Here is an 18313-nt window from a genome sequence, read left to right on the forward strand (position 1 = left end):
GGAGTGGAAGGTTCACTGAGTGACTTGTTCGTATTGGTCGGGGACCGAATAGCGATCACTAACGGTATGGACTCGATTGGTCGGCTCCCCGGCGGGTGTGACGAGTGGTAGCTCAGCATCCACCCACGCCAAAATACTTCCCTGGTAATTCTTCACTTCAACGCCCTTGCCGACGAGCTGTTTCGCATACGCCTTGCTCCGACCACCGCTGAGGCAGTAGGGGATCACCGTTCGACCTTGGTACTTTTTCGCATCCTTCTCATAGGCAGCCTTCGTGATCGCCCCCGGTATGATGGACACTTTGTGCTCCGCTTCGCTGCGTGCATCAACGAGAACGAAATGGGGTTCGGCTGGTTGCTCTCCGGCAGCTTTGGCGTCGGCTTCGGCTTGCTGCTGGGCGACCAGCATTCTGCTGAGGTCTGCCGTTTCGATCGTTTGGATGGCTGGTCCGCTGCGGAGCAATTCCAACAGCTGGGCCGACGCGATCTGCGGCTGGGCGGCGGCAAACAGAAGCACGGCAAGAGAGATGATCGATTGATTCATGGCGATAGCGAATGGAGGTTGGTCGTATCGGGAGCGATCCTCAATATAACGCACTCCCGCCTTGCCCGCCCACGAAATTCGCTCGCAGCCCATTTTCCCGCCGCATGCCGCACGACTCGCCGGGCCGATCACGGCCACGGCGTTGGTGATTCGCTCCCCATGCCGAGCGCCCCATCGAGATCAACGCGAGCCTGCCGGAGAATCCTCAAGCAGGCTGAGCGTCGATAGGACGTTCCGACGCGTTTCTAAACGCTGCTCTTGGCAGCGTAGAGTTCGGCGTACTCGATGGCCCAGGTGTCAATCAACCGAGCAAACTCTTCCGGATCGACATCCTGAATTTTAGTGTAATGAGCACGACTGAAAATCTCGCGGTTCATCACGGTGCCTTTGCCCTTGAGGTCGAGCACACGAAGGTCGCTGTACGGCCGGATAACGAGCTCGAGTCGGCTGTACAGGTTATTGCGGCGACCCGATTCGATGCGTAGATCATCGCGATAGCAGGCCTCGCCCCAACCCTCTTCACCGAAGATGGCTTCGGTGCGAAACCCAGGAAAGTGCTCGGCGACCCGTTGGATCGCAGACTCAATCTGCTCGGAGAGCGACAAACGATAGGAGGTATGCAGGCGTTTAAGGTCCTCCTCGCTGAGTTCCTTGCGTCGCTCCTCCGATGCCTGATATTCACCGCGACGACGACCTCGTTCAATGGCAGATTCGAGCCGTGAATTAAAATCGTCGCTCATTCGGATGCTCCCTCACTCGGACCGGCAGCCGATTTCTCGGCGGACGCACTGGCGGTCTCGCCAGTCGCCTCAGCTGGCTTTGAATCCGCTGGCGAGGCAGCAGGTGGCGTGACAGGAACGTCCGCCACGGGCGTGGCTTCGACTTTGGTGGGCTCAATCTCCGCCGAGGTTGCGGCCTCAACCGGCTTCTCTTTCGCAGGTTTTGGCTTTTCCGCTGGCGCTTTTTCCTTGGTGACAAACTGCATCAGGTCACCGAAGGATCGCAGCGGCTCTTTGCCCTTTTGCATGGCTTCGGAAAGTGGAGCCGAGTCCGGTTCCTTGCCGACGACTTCGTAAATCTCGGGGCGGCGTGGTCCACGACCGCCGCCACGTTGATCGCGTCGTCCGCCGCCTGCTGGGCGGCCTCGATTACCGTCTCGCCCACCGCCGCCACCGCCGCCACCGCCGCGATTATCCCGGCGCTGACCACCGCCTGCTGATGGGGTGCGTTCACCTCCTGGGCCCGAACTTCGTCCGCCGCTGGCAGCACCGGCTGGATTACCACCTCGGCCGCGCGAAGCGCCCGCCGGAGCACCTCCACCAGCAGCAGCACCGCCGCGTGAACCACGCTGGCCGCCTTGTCCCTGGCCACCGCCTTGACCGCGTCCGCCGCCGCGTCCGTCATGACGATGCGTCTGCATCTCGGCTTCTCGCTCGGGCGATATTGCGCTCAACCCGACCCGGCGGCGCTTGCTATCGATCCCCGTGACCCAAGCGGTCACGACATCGCCGACCTGAACCGCTTCGTGCAGGTCTTCGACAAAACCGTCCGACACGCGGCTGACATGAATCAAGCCACTGCACTCAGGCGTCAGCTCGACGAACACGCCAAAGGGCATGACGCCGACGACAACGCCAATCACTTGATCGCCCTGTTTCAGGTCGCTCAGCGCGGGCATGCTGTCCATCACAGCTGGGGCCGGACCGGTCACATTGCCTTCCCCAAAGGGTTCACATAACCAGCTAACGATTTGCAGGGAGCGATGAACGCCGACCTGCCACTCTTTGATCAATTTCTCGACCTTGGCCCGTTCCGGTTTCACTTGCCGGAAAGGTTCTGCCACAGGCGGCGTTGCCGGTTCGGCTGCCGTCGCCTCTGGCTCGGTTTCAGTTTCCGCTGCCGGGCTTGCTTCGGAGTCTGCCGGTTCTGCACTGGGTTCGGCATCGCTGCTCAGCGATGGCTCGCCATCAGCGTTCTCCGTTGCCTGGGCGTCCGTTGCCTCGGCGACGGGCGAGTCACTGGCCTCGGGTGCCGTTTCACCTTCGCTGGCAACAGGGTCGGTTGATTCCGTCTCCGTAGGCCCGAACGCCGTTGTCTCCTCAGCGGGTTCAGCACCCGCCGCTGACGACTCTTCGCTGACCACTTCCGTGCTCGCGACCGGCTCAACCTGAACAGGCGTGCTGTAGTCGGGCAGTTCGTAACCCACTGGCGATGCGGGCGGCAGTTCGATTTCGAGCGCCTTGGCCAAACGCTTCGCAAGCGGATAGTCCTCTGGATGGATCAGAGTTCCGTCGAGCGTCTCTTCGCTGCGGAAGACTCGCAAGAACGGCAGTGCCTGTCGCGTGTGAATCGACGAGGGCCAATCCGCCCGAGCGAGCAAATCTTCGCGTGAGCTGATCAGCTTTTCGCGACGCTGGGAGTCGATGGATTCCGCGGTTTGACGCGTCATGCCTGGTAATCGTTCCAGCCAGGAAGGTGTTGTGGAGTTGATGTCCACGCCACCGCGAGCGGCACCGCTGACCAGCACGTCTTCGAGTGCATCCAGGATGGCTTGATCGGAGAGCTCACGCTGGAACGATCCCAATCGCAGCTTCAAAGGATCGACTTTGACCATGGCCTGAGAAGGTTGCAGGGTCGAGAACGCGATCCAAGCAGCCGCCCGGAATCGACGTGGTGTCGATTTCATCTCCTGGTCACCCGCGGTGCTGCCCGCATAGGCGTCCGCGCCGCTGCGGTCAGCGAGTGTCCAGCGAATGGAATGCTCGGCGGATTGTTTGATCAGCTCTCCCGTAGCAATCATGCACGCGCGCCGCGCCGGACCATTGCTGATCACGATCAAATCGACGTGGTATTGGTGAATCAGCTCACCAATTTTTGTCACCGCGAGGGTTCGCATCGCTGCGGACAATTGGCATGGGATGTCTTCGTTGTGCAGAACACGACCGTCCGCCGCAACGATCGACGTCGCCGCTGTGCGGGGTCCGACCGCATCGATTGACATGACGACCTTGGCGGAAACACCCCCACGATTGATCTGGGTATGCAGATTATCGGCGGCGATAGACACCAGACGCGCGGAGGCCTGCTCCTGGATTTCGTCCCACCAAGCACCTTCGGCGGCATCACGGAGGGCCGCTTCGTTCGCGACGACAATGCCTGCGAGGTGATCACCAAAATGGCGATTTAAGTTTGTGGCGGCCTTTTGCATTTCGGCGACCAACTGAGCGGCGTCATAATCAAACGCACATTGGGCGACTTGACTCCGCAAGGCACGCCCGAGCATCACGATCTGGAATGCACTCAGCTTTGCCGCAGGCATGCGTTTGCCGGCGAGCGGCTTGAGTGTGCTGACGAGCCAACGACGGCGGCGTTGACGCGGCGAAACCTTTTTCTTCTTCGCAGGTTTGGCAGCGGCTTTCTGCTCCTTGGTCGCGACTTCCGCAGCTGGCGAGGTCGCTCCCGCGGCTGTTTTCGGCACCCCGAAATCACCCGGCACGACTGGAATCTCAGGTGCGGCCGCTTCCGCAGGGGCTGTCGGCTGAGCACTCGCATCGAGCGTGGTCGACTCGGCTTCGGCAGGTGCTGACTCCGCTTCGGCAGTGGGTGCCGACTCGGCTTCGGCGGGTTGCTCGGTCTCATCGCTCGCTGCTGGCGGCGTTGTCGCCGCTGGCTCGGCGACGACGGCCTCAGGTGTCGACTCGGCGGGGACCACAGCCGGCGATGTAGGAGCCACACTTGCCGACGAGTCCGCCGGCTGAGCGGGCTCGGCACCTGCTACCTCGGTTGCTGGAGATTCCGCTGCGGCAACTTCTTCCGCTGGGGCAGTTTCGGGTGCAGCAGCTCCCGCATCCGCCGCTAGCGCCGTCGGCTCACTTGACTCGGCGACTGCAGTCGGCGTGGCGTCGACAGCAGCACTCTCGGAACCAGCCTCGCTGGCAGGAGCCTGGGCAGCTGCGACCGCTTCACTCGGCTGTGGTTTGGTCTTCTTTCGTTTCTTGGCAGCCTTCTTCGATTTGGCCGAGCCCCCGGCTTCATCGTCGTCCTCACTGCCATGAGGATCGGTAACTTCGACGACATGAATCTTCGCGTGACGTGAAAGCCAGCGGACGGCAGCGCCCATGATCCGTGGATCGCCGCTGAGTCGTTTCGCCAGGGCATCGTCGAGTTTGGCGATCACGGCATCGGTTGTCGGAGTCGCCGCAGGCAAACTTTCGGGGGATTCCGCCTTTTCAGCTGCCCCTTCGCCCGCGTCAACCTGAGGTGTTGCTTTCGCGGACGCTTCGATCAGTGACGCAGCGATCGCTTCGAGATCTTCACCGTCGCCCTTTTCGGGGCTGAGCAGGCGGACTGCGAGTCGCTGGGCCAGACTGCCCGATTCACTCGCCTCGGATTTGATGCGGCGGCTGAGTCGATCCAATAGCCGACGTGACTTCGCTCCCGAGATCGCCCGTCCCAGTGCCGGGTCGGCTAACTGAGTTGATTGCCACGCAGCGTTCAATTGCTCGCGATATTCGTCGAGTCGTTGCTGAGAACGCACCGCGTGTGAGAGTGCCCATAAGCTCGCTTCGTCGATTCCCCCAAGTTCGTCTCGCCGATAGCGAGCCAGAAACGGGGGTGTGTAACCTTGCTCAATTAACGGCAGGGCCAAACGTAAACTCGACACCTCGCAATGCCCGCGTTGGGCAATTGCATCCAGATCAACGTTCATCAGATGTTCGGTCGCTTTACTAGCTTGAAGGGGACGACGCGAGAGTCAAACGGTCGTCCGCGAAACATGCAAAAGTGGGTAAGAAGATCAAGCGATCACCGTCGCGTAGGGTGTCACCATCAGGCAGAAAACGCATCCCATAAATCAGACGCGAAATCAGCTTGATCGAAACGCTGCGAGGACCATAGGCAAACCGCTCGTAATCGAGCCTGGAAAACATATGCCCATGACCCTCGCATTGTCAACATGGTCGATATTGTCAACCAACCCCTCGGCCCGTCGTGAGCAATCCAGGCGTTGGACCGGACCAGGCCCACCGAGCCGGCGGGCGACGATCTGTCGACCGACGTGATTCCGCCCATCGCGAGTATCCAGGCGATGGATCCGCCCAGACGACGCCGGCCGTCACTGCTTAATAATGACAATCCAGCAGGCCAGCCCTTGAACTGGAGGGCTGCTCTCGCGTACTATTTGCTGTTCAAAACAGCACACAACTCGCGTTCTGCCTCTGGAACTGCGACCCAATCAGCCCATTTTTTTGTGTAAACAGCCATGAAAGACGGCATCCACCCGAATTATCTAGAAACCACCGTCACCTGTGGTTGCGGCAACTCGTTCCAAACCAGGAGCGTTCGCCCCGAGTTGAAAATCGACATTTGCAGCGATTGTCACCCGTTCTACACCGGCAAACTGAAGTACGTCGACACGGCGGGCCGGATTGATAAGTTCCAGAAGAAATTTGCTGCGGGCACCTACGGTAGCCTGGCAAAGCCTAAAAAGGCAAAGAAAGCTAGCAAGTGAGCGGCTCGATCCGCGACAATCTCGAAGAAAAGCTCGCCCGTTTCCTAAAGCTCGAAGCTGACATGGCCGATCCAGCGGTCCTCAGCGACGGTGCAAAAATGAGCGCGGCGGCGCGTGAACACGGCGGCTTGGCCCGCATTGTCGGTAAGTATCGCGAGTTCAAACGGCTCAGTGAAGAGATTCAAGGCTGCGTAGAAATCGCCGAAGAGACTGACGATTTCGAAGAACGCGAAATGGCTGAAACGGAGATGAAGTCGCTCCGCTCACAGCGAGAATCGCTGTGGGAAGACCTGCTCAGCTTCACCGTTGGCGGCGACGACTCGCACCGGACACGCTGCGTGATGGAAATCCGCGCCGGAACCGGTGGCGATGAAGCCGCGCTCTTTGCACGCGATCTCTATGAAATGTACCGCCGCCATGCCGAGCAAATCGGCTGGAAGACGGAGGTCATGGACGCCAGCCCTACCGAAATGGGCGGGTTCAAAGAAATCATGCTGACCATCGAGGGCGAAAGCGTATTCCGCGATCTACAGTATGAATCCGGTGGACACCGCGTCCAACGCGTCCCTGAAACCGAGACCCAAGGACGAGTGCATACCTCGGCGGCAACCGTCGCCGTCATGGCGGAACCGGAAGACGTCGAAGTCAACATCAAGCCCGACGACTATCGCGTCGATAAGTTCTGCGCCAGTGGCCCCGGCGGCCAGCACGTCAACAAGACCGAATCAGCGATCCGGTTGACGCACTACGAAACCGGCGTCGTCGTGCAGTGCCAAGACGAAAAGAGCCAGCACAAGAATTTGGCGAAGGCGTTGCGGGTGCTCAAAGCACGCATTTACGAGAAGAAGCGGGAAGAGGAAGCGGCCAAACAAGCTGAAACACGCAAAGGTTTGATCGGCTCGGGTGACCGGAGCCAACGCATCCGCACCTACAACTTCCCCCAAAATCGCTTGACCGATCACCGCATCAATCTCACCCTGTACAAACTTGATCAAATCATTGCCGGTGACCTTAGCCCCGTCACCGAAGCGTTGATTGAGTACGACCGCGACCAACTCCGCGGTGACATGATCGATTGAACCGGTCCTGTTCTTTTTCAACAACGGATTCTTTGGCAACGGACGCTCCTTTTTCATGACTACCCCCAGCACCGAACCATGGACCGTGCTGCGGTTGCTGCAGTGGACCTCGGATTTTTTCAAGTCACGCGGCAGTGAATCGCCGCGTCTCGATGCCGAGATCCTGCTCGCCCACGCCCGCGACTGCGAGCGGATTGAACTCTACACGGCTTTTGCCGAAGTCCCCAGCGACGAGCAGCGGATCGCGTTCCGTGAACTCGTCCGGCGGCGCGGAGAAGGCGCTCCCGTCGCCCAACTCGTGGGCTTCCGCGAGTTCTACTCGATCCCGATTCGTGTCGACGAAAACGTGCTCGTCCCGCGACCGGAAACCGAACACCTCGTCGTCGAAGCGATCGATCAAGCGAAACGGATCGCAGCGAATGTTGCCGATCGCCCGCTACGGATTCTCGATATCGGAACCGGCAGCGGCGCGATTGCGATTGCAGTCGCTAAGAATCTCAAGGATGCCGAAGTCGTCGCGGTGGATGTCTCCTTGCCAGCCCTCGACATCGCGCGTTGGAATGTTGACAAACAGAAGCTCAACGAGCGGATCACGCTCATGCAAAGCGACCTGTTTGCGGGACTCGAACCAGACGCAAAATTTGACGTCATCTGCTCAAACCCACCCTACATCAGCCAAAGCGAATACGACGAACTGCCCGAAACGGTCCGCAACCACGAACCTCGCGGGGCGTTGCTATCCGGTGCCGACGGAACGGAGATCATTGCCCGCATCCTCGCCGATGCACCCGCGCATCTTCATGCCGGCGGACGACTGATTCTCGAATACAGCCCCATGATTGCCGACGCGTGCAAAGCGATCGCCGAAGCGAGCGGGCACTGGTGCGATATCAAGCGAATCCGCGACCTAGCCGGCCACCAACGCATTCTATCACTGGCCAGCCATCCGCTCCAAAGCAATCCGCCAGACACCAATTGATCAGCGACAACCTATCGCGATCATTCAGACGCCGTACTGCAATCGAGACAGTGCAGTTTTGCACCGACTCGTAACAGCAATCGGCCCGCGGCGAAGGCTGGTGCGGCACCCACGCGACCGCCGAGGTCAAATTCACTCACTTCACTCTTGCGGTCACTGGCGTCGGTGATGTGGGCGGCACCTTCAAGCGAGATCATCAAGACCTGCTCGCCGACGATAATCGGTGACGCACCAAAGTTGCCTCCCAAACGCTGACTCCATCGCGGTCGCCCCGTCTCAGCGGTGTCAAAACAGCTGGCGATTCCATTGTCAGAAACGGCGAACAGCAACCCCTCTTTGACGGCAGGTGTGGGCACATAGCACGCACCACGCGTGATGCGAAACACCTCCCGTGGAGCATCGCCGGGGTGTTGAGGGATACGGACAGCTGAGATGTAATTGCCCCCTCCGCCACTGCCACAACTCGCAATCGCGAGATCGCCTACGATCAGCGGCGACATGCAACAACGCTTGTTGAACACCGGCAGCGACCACAGCATCTCTCCGGTCGACAGGTTCAGCCCAAACAATCCGTCCCCCTTATTGGCCCCAATTAACTGGGGCGGCCCGGTTGACGGATTGCCCGCCTGATCCGAGGAGGGGCGATAGACCGACGGCGTGCCGTAACATGGACGCGTTGACTTCAGTGGCGTGCTCCACAGGTCTTTGCCCGTGGCGGCATCGAAAGACAGCATCCGGCTCTGACCGGCGACCTGCCATGACTCCAGTTCATCGGCTTGTTGCGAATTAAACAGGATCACTTGAGACCCCGTCACCATGGGACTGGCCCCAAATCCGTGCACGCCTTGCCAGGGCCCGAGCTGGCGATCCCAGAGCGGTTCGCCAGCGAGTGTGTATGCGTATAAATACGCTCCCTCAGCATCCCCGTACGCAAAAAAGACGCGGTCACCGGCCACCGCGGGCGTCGTCGAGGCGGGCGTATTGCGGGAGTGACGCTTGCGGTCCGCAAACGGGTGACTGTGTCGCCATTTCTCTTTGCCGGTCGCGAGATCGACCGCGACAAAATCAATCTTGCCCGTGAATGCCTTTGCCCCCGGCGTCGACGGATCTGTTTTTGCGTCTAGCAGAAAGACCGTATTATCGGTCGCGACCATCGAGCCGACATCGGTGCCACCGAGGTCCAACGACCACGCATAGTCACCCTCGGTCCATGTTTTGGGCAATCTGCCCTCGGGAGCATCGCCATAGCCCATCGCTCCGTGAAAACGCGGCCATGGGACTGCGTCGGTCGGAGCCGAGCCCGATACAGACACCGTCGCCGGCGATTCGGCCTGAGCAAAACCATTGCCGCCCACCAGGAACCCCACCAGCAGGCAGGCCCAATCGATTCGCAGTGGTTTGGAAATAATCCAGGGACGCATGTGTGGGGCTCAGGAAAAAATGGCGGGAAGGGTAATGGCCTCGCTAGGTGGGAGCGAAGAGTTGACCGCGATTATACGTCAAATCAGAAAGCCTTTGGAGCAAAGTCGGCAATTTGCTCACCCTCCCTCACGACGGGCTCATTGGCGGCGGCGTCGACGGGCCAGCCGAGTGCCCATTGCAGGCGAAACTGAGCTTGATTGAAGTCGATAACGGCTCTCAAGTAGGCGCGCCGAGCTGACTCCAAAGCCTGGACGGACTGCAAGACTTCGATCGGCAAGCCCTCGCCGTCGCGGATCCGCTCCGAGTTCGCATCATAGGACGCTTGGGCCGTTTGAATCGCTTGCTGCGTGACGGCGATCTGTTGGCGGCGGAATTCAATCTGACTAAAGGATTCCGAGACCTCCATCGCAACCTGGTCCATCATCTGCAGCTTTTCAAACTTGGCTTGCTGGACACGGGCAGACGACTCGCGGCGCGCCGCTCGCTCGCCGAAGCCAAGGTTCCTCACCTCCCACGTTACCACGGCGTTATAGTCGTACCGCCCCGCGACATTGGCGAGATCATTGCCCAGCCCACCACCAAAGCCGCCGGTGCTGTAGCCGAGCAAGACACTGGGCACGAAGGGCGCATACTTTTCACGCTTGAACGCTTCGCACGCCGCTGCGACGAGCGCCTGCGATTCCTTCAGTTCGGGACGCATGGAGAGCCCCGTGCTAATGAGCGACGATTTGTCAGACCCAACGTCGACCAAGTCCAGCGGAATGGCATTGACGTCCAAGGGCAGAATCTGGCTGCTCGCATTGATACTGATGGCTTGGGCGAGGCGCGCCGATGCCACCTCGATCCGCTCGCGGGCGGCGATCAAACGGTTGTCGATCAGGTTCAACTCCGTCTGCATGCGATCAGCGTCGGCTTGCAACCCCTCGCCCGCGGCGGCGAAGTCGGTCGTAATCTTCGCGAGTTCGGCGGCCCGCCCGCGAGATTCAACCAGAATGCGGGAGTCTTGGTGAGCGTCGAGCAACTCGATATAGGCCAGTGCGACGCGCAGCAACTGCTCGTTGAGCACCGCACTGGCGGCATGCCCGCGTGCCCACGCGGTTCGCTCGGCAATGGCAGGCTGGAAAATCGCATCGGCTAGATGAAACTGCGTGACCAGGCCCGGACGCTGCGTCGTGCCAGCACCGACCGCGCCGGCGCCCAATCCGTATTGAAACGAGTTGCGGTTGACATCAACGATTTGCCCGTCCACCGCTTGGTAGTTGCCGTCGTGGCGATAAAAGCTGAAGCCAGTTTGAATCGACGGTAGCCAGAGGACATTCGCGCGGTCGAGTTGGGCATATGCCTCCCGCACGCGCCACTGAGCAAAACCGACGATGGGATGCTGCCCGCTGACCATGGCGAGGGCCGATGGCAAGTTCAAATCGATGATATTCGGTTCAACCGAAGTCGAGTCGGGCGCCGAGGAGGGGAAACTCACGATGGCTGTTTCGTCGTCGTCAGTCAGTTGCATCGGCGTCACGTCTTGATCGAGAACGCCGAGAGCACCATCGCTCTGGAAGACCGCCAACGAATGCTTCGCGACGGCATCCCCCGCCTGAACCTCATGCCGCTGCGCTGGTTTCGGTGCAACCGGTTGCAACTGATCCGGGCGGCCATCGATCGCGAGCATGCGGTCCGGCGCTGGCTTACCGGCGGCAGCCGTCTGCACCGCCTCATCGTGGGCAACCGGCTGAACATCCGCTGGAGGACAAGAGATGATCGACGATCCCACCACTCCAGATTTCAACGCATCTAAGTCCTCTGCAGGATCCGGCTGGACCGATTCTACCGGTGGCACCGATTGCAGGGCCAAGTGAGAGCTGCTCGCGCATCCCGACAAGCCGACCAGACCCACGACGGGGATGAGGCCAAGCGTGAAGATTGAGCGTGTTCTGAGTAGGAAGCGGGGCATCCTGCCCTCCTTTGTCGCGGTTTCCGTACCGTTAGATGCATCGCTCCGAACGCGATGGTCACACTAGAAATGCATCGGCAAACGAAGGGAGCGATGGTGACGGATGCACCTATAAGATTAGCGACTTCTAACGTACGGCCTATCGAAATCGACTGTTGTGCTAACTAGACTAAGCGATCCGCATGGTGAAACTCTTTCTTCGGTAACGCTTGTGCGGGATATACGGGCGCACGACGCCTGCGCTGAGAAACTGCAAGGTCAATAGATTCTTATGAAACGAAAAAACGATATCGCCAGGCACGTTGCGATTTTCATGTTCGGAGCATGCTGGTTGGCCGCCGTCGGATGCACCTCCCACCAGGCGGTCGAGAAAAAGTCCGAGGAGGCTCATCTTGTCCCTGTCAAAACCGTCGCGGTGACCGCCACCGAAGTCCAGCGGAACACGCTGCAACCGGCGTCGGTGCATGCGTACTACCGGGCTGAGATTCGGGCAAACGCATCGGGGTTCGTGAAGACTCTCCATACAGACATCGGTGACTACGTCGAAGCCGGCGCGACGCTGGTCACGATCGATGTGCCCGAATTGATCAAACAACGGCAAATCATCGAAAAACGAATCCTTCGATTGCAGGCGGAAGAGCGGCGATCGCAGGCGGGAATCGATCTGGCCGACGCTCGCGTTCGCTCGTCCATTGCGATGTTATCCGAAGCGAAATCGCAGATGGCCAGTGCGACGGCATCCTTGGCTGGCTCCCAAGCCGAGTTCGATCGCACCGCAGACCTCGTTCAGCGTGGGTCCCTGCAGAACCGGATGCTCGACGAAGTGCGGTTGAAGCGTGATACCGAATCAGCGCGCCAGGACGCCGTAACCTCCGCGATCGATTCCGCAGAGGCGGACGTCGCGGTCGCCGAAGCGCAAGTCGAATCGGCCCGGGCTGACCTCGATGCCGCCAAGGCGGAAACCCAAATCGCGCGCTCGCAGCTGGAAGAAATGGATGTACAGATTGCCTACGCAACGATCCAAGCTCCTTTTGCTGGCATTGTTACAGCGCGGAACATCGAACCGGGCGACCTGGTTCGCCGGTCCAACGATGTCGGCACCGGCAAACCACTCTTGGTAATCAGCCAAGTCGACAAGGTACGAGTTCACATCCCAGTCCCCGAGTCTGACGCGCCGCTGGTGAGCCCCGGCGATGAAGTGACGCTGACGTTTCCTTCCTTTGCATCGGAACCTCCCATCGTTGGCAGCGTCACCCGGCGCAGCGGCAGCCTCGACCCCAGCACGCGGACCATGCTCGTCGAGGTCGAACTGGAAAACCAAGACGGCAAACTATTACCAGGAATGTTCGGTCAGGCATCGATCAACCTGTCGACCAAAGTTGCCGCCAACACGCTGCCTTCCCAAGCGATTCGCTTTGACGAAACCGGCAACGGCTTCGTCTACATTGTCGGCGATGACGAAACCGTCCTGCGTTCCGATGTCACCACCGGTATCGACAATGGAATTTCAATCGAGGTGCTTTCCGGAGTTCAGCCAGGACAACGGGTCGTGGGATCACACCTGAAACGGTTCACCGACGGACAAAAAGTCAAGCCGCTTTAGCAACACGCGAAGGAGAGTGGAGGAGACACCAGAACGCGATCTCCCACTCTCCGTATCTCCGTGGCTCCTCCTCTCCTCTCCTCCCCCCTCCCGATTGCAAGCTTTCCATGGGCTTAATTAACTTCTCACTCAGAAATCGCTTTGCAGTCTTAGCTGGCGTGATCGCCTTGTGCGTGTTGGGCGCCACGGTCATTCCGGGTATCACGATTGATATCCTGCCTGATTTCAAAAAGCCCGTCGTCGTCAGTTTCTTTTCGTACCCCGGTTTACCCACACTGGACATGGAAAAATCCGTGGCCTCGCGTGTGGAACGCGCCCTGACACTGGCGGGCAAGATCGAGCACCAAGAGTCACGCGTGGTCCCTGGGGCAGCGGTCATTAAAGTCTTCTTCCAGCCCGGTGCGGACGCCAGTTCAGCGATGAACGACATCGTTAATCTGGAGGCGAGCGATATGTTCCACTTGCCGCCTGGCATCGAGTACCCCTTCACGCTGCGCAGTGAACCGGCAAACCTGCCCGTCGTGCTGGCCGCGATCTCCGGCGAAGGCCTGAGCGAATCAGAACTCTATTCGATCGGTTACTACGCGGTCCGAAACAAGATGGGCGGTTTGCAGGGCGTCCAAATCCCACACCCCTTCGGTGGCAAATTCCGGCAGATGATGGTGTACATCGACCCTGCGAAACTGCGTGCCTATCACGTCAGCGCCACCGACGTTGTTGAGGCAATGCAGAAGTCGAACCTGGTCCTCGCCGGCGGAACCGCATCGATCGGAGGTACCGACTATCAAGTCCACCCACTCAACACATTGCCCAATATCGAGGACATCGAAGCGATTCCGATCGCCGTCCGCGACGAGCGTCCGATCTTCATCCGTGATGTCGGTCGCGTGGTCGATGACGCCGCGCTGCAATACAACATCGTGCGGGTCAACGGAAATCGTAGCGTTTACTGCCCATTGCTGCGGGAACCTGGCGAAAACACGATCGCGGTGGTCGATCGGATCTATGAAGGAATCGACCGAGAAATCCCCTTGATGAAGGAGCGAGGTGACATCCCCGAAGCAACGGAGGTCACGCTGGTCTCCGATCAGTCGAGCTACATTCGCAAAGCGATGTCGAATCTGTTGACACAGGTGGCCTTGGGCGCGTTACTCGTCGCCTTCGTCGTCTTTATCTTCCTGCGCAGCATCGTGCCCACAATCATCATTGTGTCGACGATCTTGCTGTCCATTTTGATCGGAGCACTCGGGTTTGCATTCTCCGGCCAAACGATCAACGTGATGACGCTGGGAGGGATCGCCCTGGCGATCGGGACGGTCGTTGATGCTGGCATTGTGGTGGTCGAAAACGTCATTCGCCATGCTCGGATGGGCAAGTCGCCCATGGACGCGGCGCGCGATGGAACACAGGAGGTGTCCGGCGCGATCCTGGCGGGCACCGCAACGACACTGGCGGTGTTCTTGCCCGCGGTGTTCCTGACGGGAATGATCAAGTATCTGTTTTTGCCTTTGTCATTGGCAGCGACACTCACGATCGGCGCGTCCTACCTGCTCGCACTGACCGTGGTGCCAGCCTACTGCGCCACGTTTGTGCGTGAAAAAGTACGCAAACGCCCATCGGCCGATGGCTCGATCAACGATGACAAAGACCTCGGGACCGCACCACGTGGACTCTACGGACGCATGCTCCAGGCCGCGATGGCAGCACCGGCAATCAGCGCCTTGATAATCGTTGTCGCCGTTGGCGCATCATTCATCTTATTGCCTCGGATTGGCACAGAACTCTTTCCAACGGTGGACGCAGGATCCTTCGAGTTGCGTCTGAAGACATTGCCGGGCACCTCGCTGCTGAATACGGAAAAGCTGGTCGCCCGGATTGAGGACACCATCAAACAGGTCATCCCCGAAGAACAGATCGAAGCCATTATCTCGAACATCGGTCTGCCCGTGGGCAAGGGAGCCGGTTTCTCGACGGTGCTTAGCTCTAACTCCGGCCCCGATACGGCCTACGTGATTGTCAACTTGAAACAAGAGGACCGCAGCGTCAGCACGCAAGCCTACATTGAAGAACTGCGGGCGATCCTGGCTCAGGACTATCCGCTCGATGAGTTCATGTTCGTATCCGGTGGGATCGTCAACATGGCTCTCAACGAAGGCGTGCCGACACCGATCAGCGTCCAAGTCTCCGCGGGGAGCCTCCAGCAATGTCGCGATGCCGCCGAACGAATCGTCGAAGCGGTACGCCCCATCGCGGGAACAAGGGATGTTCAAATCGCCCAATCACTCGAGTATCCGCAGTTCGATGTGCAAGTCGATCGAACGCGTGCGAAGTACCTCGGTTTGGACCAGGAAGAGGTCGCCAAAACCGTGCTGACCGCGTTAGGGTCGAGTGTAGGGTACGACCCCACAATCTGGATTGACCCTAAGTCCGGAGTGGACTTCTTCATGGGCGTGCAATATGAGTCCAACGAGTTTGAGTCCCTGGATGAGGTCCGCAACATCCCCTTGTCGTTGACCACGCCGGATGGCCCGGTCACGATTCCGCTGTCGAACATTGCGACGGTCAAACGCGTGACGATCCCCGGTGAGATCGCGCACTACAACATCTCCCGCGTCAACGATGTGCACGTCAATATCTCGGGTCGTGACCTGGGTAGCGTCGCCGCGGATATTGAAACCACACTCGCGGGGATGGAGTTTGAAAACGGCGTTTCAGTCACCCTCCGCGGCCCCATCGAGAAGATGCGATCGGGGATGAGCATGCTGGGTGTCGGCTTGGCCGTTGCCACGCTGCTCGTCTATCTCGTATTGATGGCGCAGTTTCGATCCTTTGTCGATCCGCTGATCATCATGCTGGCCGTGCCGCTGGGGATTGGCGGCGTGCTGGTTGTCCTGTACCTCACCGACACCTACATCAATATTCAATCATTGATGGGCACGCTGATGATGATCGGCGTTGTGGTGAACAACTCGATTCTGTTGGTTGAGTTCGCCAACCAGCGTCGAGACGAGGGACTCTCACCCACCGAGGCCGCACTCTCCGCGGCACAGATTCGCTTGCGACCTATTCTCATGACCTCGTTGACACTGGTCGCGTCGATGCTGCCGCTATCGTTTCAACTCGCCCCCGGCAACGAGGCGATGATCCCGCTCGCTCGCGCTCTACTTGGAGGCATGGTCGTCTCCACCGTCCTCACGCTCGTCCTCGTCCCATGCGTCTATTCGCTCGTGCACAGACCAAAGACTATCTAGGGCATGCTGCCCCGGCGCATCGCGGGGCTCCTCAGTCGCTCCGGTTTAACCGTGGGTTTCTCTACGGTGAGCCAAGGGTGCGGGATTTCCAAGGCATGGCCGCGGCTGGGATTTTTGTCGTGCTGGCGTGACTGTGCTAGGCTTGGTGCGACGGGAAAAGTGGAAGCAAACGCTGCTGGGAAACAGTTTGCCAAGGAAGATCTCGATCGCACACGAGCCAAAAGGTGCCTTCGGCTGGCGGCGACTGCGTCCATGATCCGCATTGTTTAGCGACGGCATCGCTCATTCCGGACGACACCGCCATGCCTCCAAAATCCAACATGCTGGATCTACCCACGGTCAACCCGAATGGACCAGGTTCTTAAACAAGCCGTGCCCGACAGGATTGCTCGGATCGTTTTACCCACCGATCCCGCGGAGGAACCTTCTGGCGAACGAACGGGCCCAACCCCGCAGATTGCGGCCACACAGATTGTCACCGTGTGCCACGCCGATCCCGGCAACATGGAAACTGCGGGAATGTGAATCGCGGAGGGGCCAGTGAAATCCCAACGTGATCGACGGCACCATCGAGGTGGTTGTGCGGGCACCGAAATCGATTCGGTCGCCTACTGACGATCATCCCGCAGGACACAACAGCTTTTTTTGACCGGTCCGTACGTCAACATGAACCTAGGATCCAAACCGGTTACCAGATTCGGCGGGGCAGCAGCTCTAATCGCATGTTCACCGGCCAGAAATCAGGCAGCTGGCTTCTAACCTCGGCGGCTCACAAGTGTGCCACCGCACAGTCATCTCCAAGGACCCCTGCGTTCTGCCCACACCAAGAGGAGCAGAACTCGGATCCGATCGTCACTCGCCGTCAGCCTAGGCCAACGCTACGGATCGTTTGAGACTCTGTTTGCGGCGGAGCCTCAATGCTCCCAGGCCCAACAGTGCTCCGATCGCCAAGGCGGATGAGGGCTCTGGCACGGCGGTACCGAAGAACGCGAAGTTATCACCCCGAGCCGCAGCACCAATTGCGGTGGCGTTGAGACCGACCGTCAGGACATCACCCGGCCGGAAAAGAAAACCATTGAGGTTCACCCGGTAATCAAGGTAGTTCGTGCCGACACCATAATCGATCCGATTGTTGACAAGCTCAGGATCAGCAAGCGCGGTGTCGAGTGCTTCCCCACTGAGCGTGTTGTAGCCTGCATAGCCTGCAGACGCCAGGAAGTTGATGGACGTGATATCGCCACCGGTGCCGAATCGACTGACGACAAAATCTCCGATATTAACGACCGCACCAACCGTCGAAGAATCCCCGACGAAAGCATCGAAAACGAATGAAGTCATCATGTACGTGTCGGTGCTGGTATTCGTAATTTCAAGGTCCGTTCCATTGAAGCTACGAATCCGACCGTCGGCAGTGGAATCACCTCCGCCGGCCGTGTTCAGCGGCGTTGGCGGGTTCACAGCGTATCCAGGCTGCAACCGTGGCCCCAATGGATCCGTTGTTTCGGCAACATAGGGGCCGTTGAGCACGGGAGGGCTGGTCGTGAGAAACGGCGTTTGATTGGTCATCGCGCCGCCGTTGGCGATGCTGTCAGGCCCATACCAATTGTCGGTGCTGCCCCCGGTGCTCGTACTGCCCGTGATGTAAGTAACCTTTCCCGTGGCGGCAAAAATCCCTTCATCAGCGCCAACTTTCACAGCTGAGCCAGTCGCGGCATCGTCAAATTGGTGGAACCCCGCCAAAAGCTCCGCCGAGGCATGCTGCGGAACCATGCCAATGCATGTGGCTAAACTCAAGATCTTGATGTATGGGGTCTTCATGGTGTTATCTTTCGAATCTCTATCTCACGGGGTCATGCCAGCAAGCCGGGAAGTCCCGGGGGGGGTATGGTTCTACTTCCATTCTAACTCTAGTTCTTCAAATTGCCACTCCAAGTATCATTTCGTAATCAATCCGAAGATTCTCTCCGAAAAATGCT

Annotated in this window: 11 protein-coding genes; 5 read left to right on the top strand and 6 right to left on the bottom strand. The window is 59.2% G+C overall.

The window, feature by feature from the left end:
• Positions 1–12: 12 nt before the first annotated feature.
• The 3 genes from SH410x_RS24165 to SH410x_RS24175 all read right to left on the bottom strand — a co-directional run bounded on the left by SH410x_RS24165 (position 13) and on the right by SH410x_RS24175 (position 5251).
• Complete coding sequence (locus tag SH410x_RS24165; protein WP_473671513.1) at positions 13–543, bottom strand: rhodanese-like domain-containing protein; 531 nt, start codon at positions 541–543, stop codon at positions 13–15.
• A gap of 245 nt (positions 544–788) precedes the next feature.
• Positions 789–1283: a hypothetical protein gene (locus tag SH410x_RS24170; protein WP_473671515.1), complete on the bottom strand. Its 495-nt coding sequence runs from the start codon at positions 1281–1283 to the stop codon at positions 789–791.
• A complete protein-coding gene (locus SH410x_RS24175; protein WP_473671517.1) occupies positions 1280–5251 on the bottom strand; it encodes a S1 RNA-binding domain-containing protein in 3972 nt (1323 codons plus the stop codon). Before SH410x_RS24175 ends, SH410x_RS24170 begins: the two co-directional genes overlap by 4 nt.
• 552 nt (positions 5252–5803) lie before the next feature.
• On the opposite strand from SH410x_RS24175, the gene rpmE reads away from it, so the two are divergent.
• From rpmE to prmC, 3 genes are read left to right on the top strand one after another with little or no spacing between them, the layout of a single operon-like run.
• Positions 5804–6052, top strand: a complete 249-nt coding sequence (gene rpmE / locus SH410x_RS24180) for a 50S ribosomal protein L31 (RefSeq protein WP_473671519.1) — start codon at positions 5804–5806, stop codon at positions 6050–6052.
• The gene (gene prfA / locus SH410x_RS24185) at positions 6049–7131 is read left to right on the top strand and encodes a peptide chain release factor 1 (RefSeq protein WP_473671520.1); all 1083 of its coding nucleotides are present in this window, start codon (positions 6049–6051) and stop codon (positions 7129–7131) included. The genes rpmE and prfA overlap by 4 nt, the downstream gene beginning before the upstream one ends.
• A 55-nt stretch (positions 7132–7186) precedes the next feature.
• On the top strand, positions 7187–8110 hold the full coding sequence (gene prmC / locus SH410x_RS24190) for a peptide chain release factor N(5)-glutamine methyltransferase (protein ID WP_473671521.1): 924 nt from the start codon (positions 7187–7189) through the stop codon (positions 8108–8110).
• Positions 8111–8130: 20 nt separating this feature from the next.
• Here the strand turns inward: prmC and SH410x_RS24195 are convergent, their stop codons facing one another.
• Together SH410x_RS24195 and SH410x_RS24200 are read right to left on the bottom strand one after the other, a co-directional pair.
• Positions 8131–9531, bottom strand: coding sequence for an outer membrane protein assembly factor BamB family protein (locus tag SH410x_RS24195; RefSeq protein ID WP_473671523.1), 1401 nt, complete (start codon positions 9529–9531; stop codon positions 8131–8133).
• A gap of 83 nt (positions 9532–9614) precedes the next feature.
• Entirely contained in the window at positions 9615–11483 is a 1869-nt protein-coding gene (locus tag SH410x_RS24200; protein ID WP_473671525.1) for a TolC family protein, read from the bottom strand.
• Positions 11484–11754: 271 nt separating this feature from the next.
• Between SH410x_RS24200 and SH410x_RS24205 the strand changes: the two genes are divergently transcribed.
• The gene (locus SH410x_RS24205; RefSeq protein WP_473671527.1) at positions 11755–13086 is read left to right on the top strand and encodes an efflux RND transporter periplasmic adaptor subunit; all 1332 of its coding nucleotides are present in this window, start codon (positions 11755–11757) and stop codon (positions 13084–13086) included.
• A gap of 107 nt (positions 13087–13193) precedes the next feature.
• The gene (locus SH410x_RS24210; RefSeq protein ID WP_473671529.1) at positions 13194–16337 is read left to right on the top strand and encodes an efflux RND transporter permease subunit; all 3144 of its coding nucleotides are present in this window, start codon (positions 13194–13196) and stop codon (positions 16335–16337) included.
• Between the two features lie 867 nt (positions 16338–17204).
• On the opposite strand, the gene SH410x_RS24215 is transcribed toward SH410x_RS24210, so the two are convergent.
• Positions 17205–18155, bottom strand: coding sequence for a PEP-CTERM sorting domain-containing protein (locus SH410x_RS24215; protein WP_473671530.1), 951 nt, complete (start codon positions 18153–18155; stop codon positions 17205–17207).
• Positions 18156–18313 lie beyond the last annotated feature (158 nt).

The organism is Rhodopirellula sp. SH410 (assembly GCF_055811895.1).

What these genes read in the sequence shown, in the direction of transcription:
- SH410x_RS24165 (WP_473671513.1), bottom strand. Translation starts at nt 543, where the DNA reads ATGAATCAATCGATCATCTCTCTTGCCGTGCTTCTGTTTGCCGCCGCC.
- SH410x_RS24170 (WP_473671515.1), bottom strand. Translation starts at nt 1,283, where the DNA reads ATGAGCGACGATTTTAATTCACGGCTCGAATCTGCCATTGAACGAGGT.
- SH410x_RS24175 (WP_473671517.1), bottom strand. Translation starts at nt 5,251, where the DNA reads ATGAACGTTGATCTGGATGCAATTGCCCAACGCGGGCATTGCGAGGTG.
- rpmE (WP_473671519.1), top strand. Translation starts at nt 5,804, where the DNA reads ATGAAAGACGGCATCCACCCGAATTATCTAGAAACCACCGTCACCTGT.
- prmC (WP_473671521.1), top strand. Translation starts at nt 7,187, where the DNA reads ATGACTACCCCCAGCACCGAACCATGGACCGTGCTGCGGTTGCTGCAG.
- SH410x_RS24195 (WP_473671523.1), bottom strand. Translation starts at nt 9,531, where the DNA reads ATGCGTCCCTGGATTATTTCCAAACCACTGCGAATCGATTGGGCCTGC.
- SH410x_RS24200 (WP_473671525.1), bottom strand. Translation starts at nt 11,483, where the DNA reads ATGCCCCGCTTCCTACTCAGAACACGCTCAATCTTCACGCTTGGCCTC.
- SH410x_RS24205 (WP_473671527.1), top strand. Translation starts at nt 11,755, where the DNA reads ATGAAACGAAAAAACGATATCGCCAGGCACGTTGCGATTTTCATGTTC.
- SH410x_RS24210 (WP_473671529.1), top strand. Translation starts at nt 13,194, where the DNA reads ATGGGCTTAATTAACTTCTCACTCAGAAATCGCTTTGCAGTCTTAGCT.
- SH410x_RS24215 (WP_473671530.1), bottom strand. Translation starts at nt 18,155, where the DNA reads ATGAAGACCCCATACATCAAGATCTTGAGTTTAGCCACATGCATTGGC.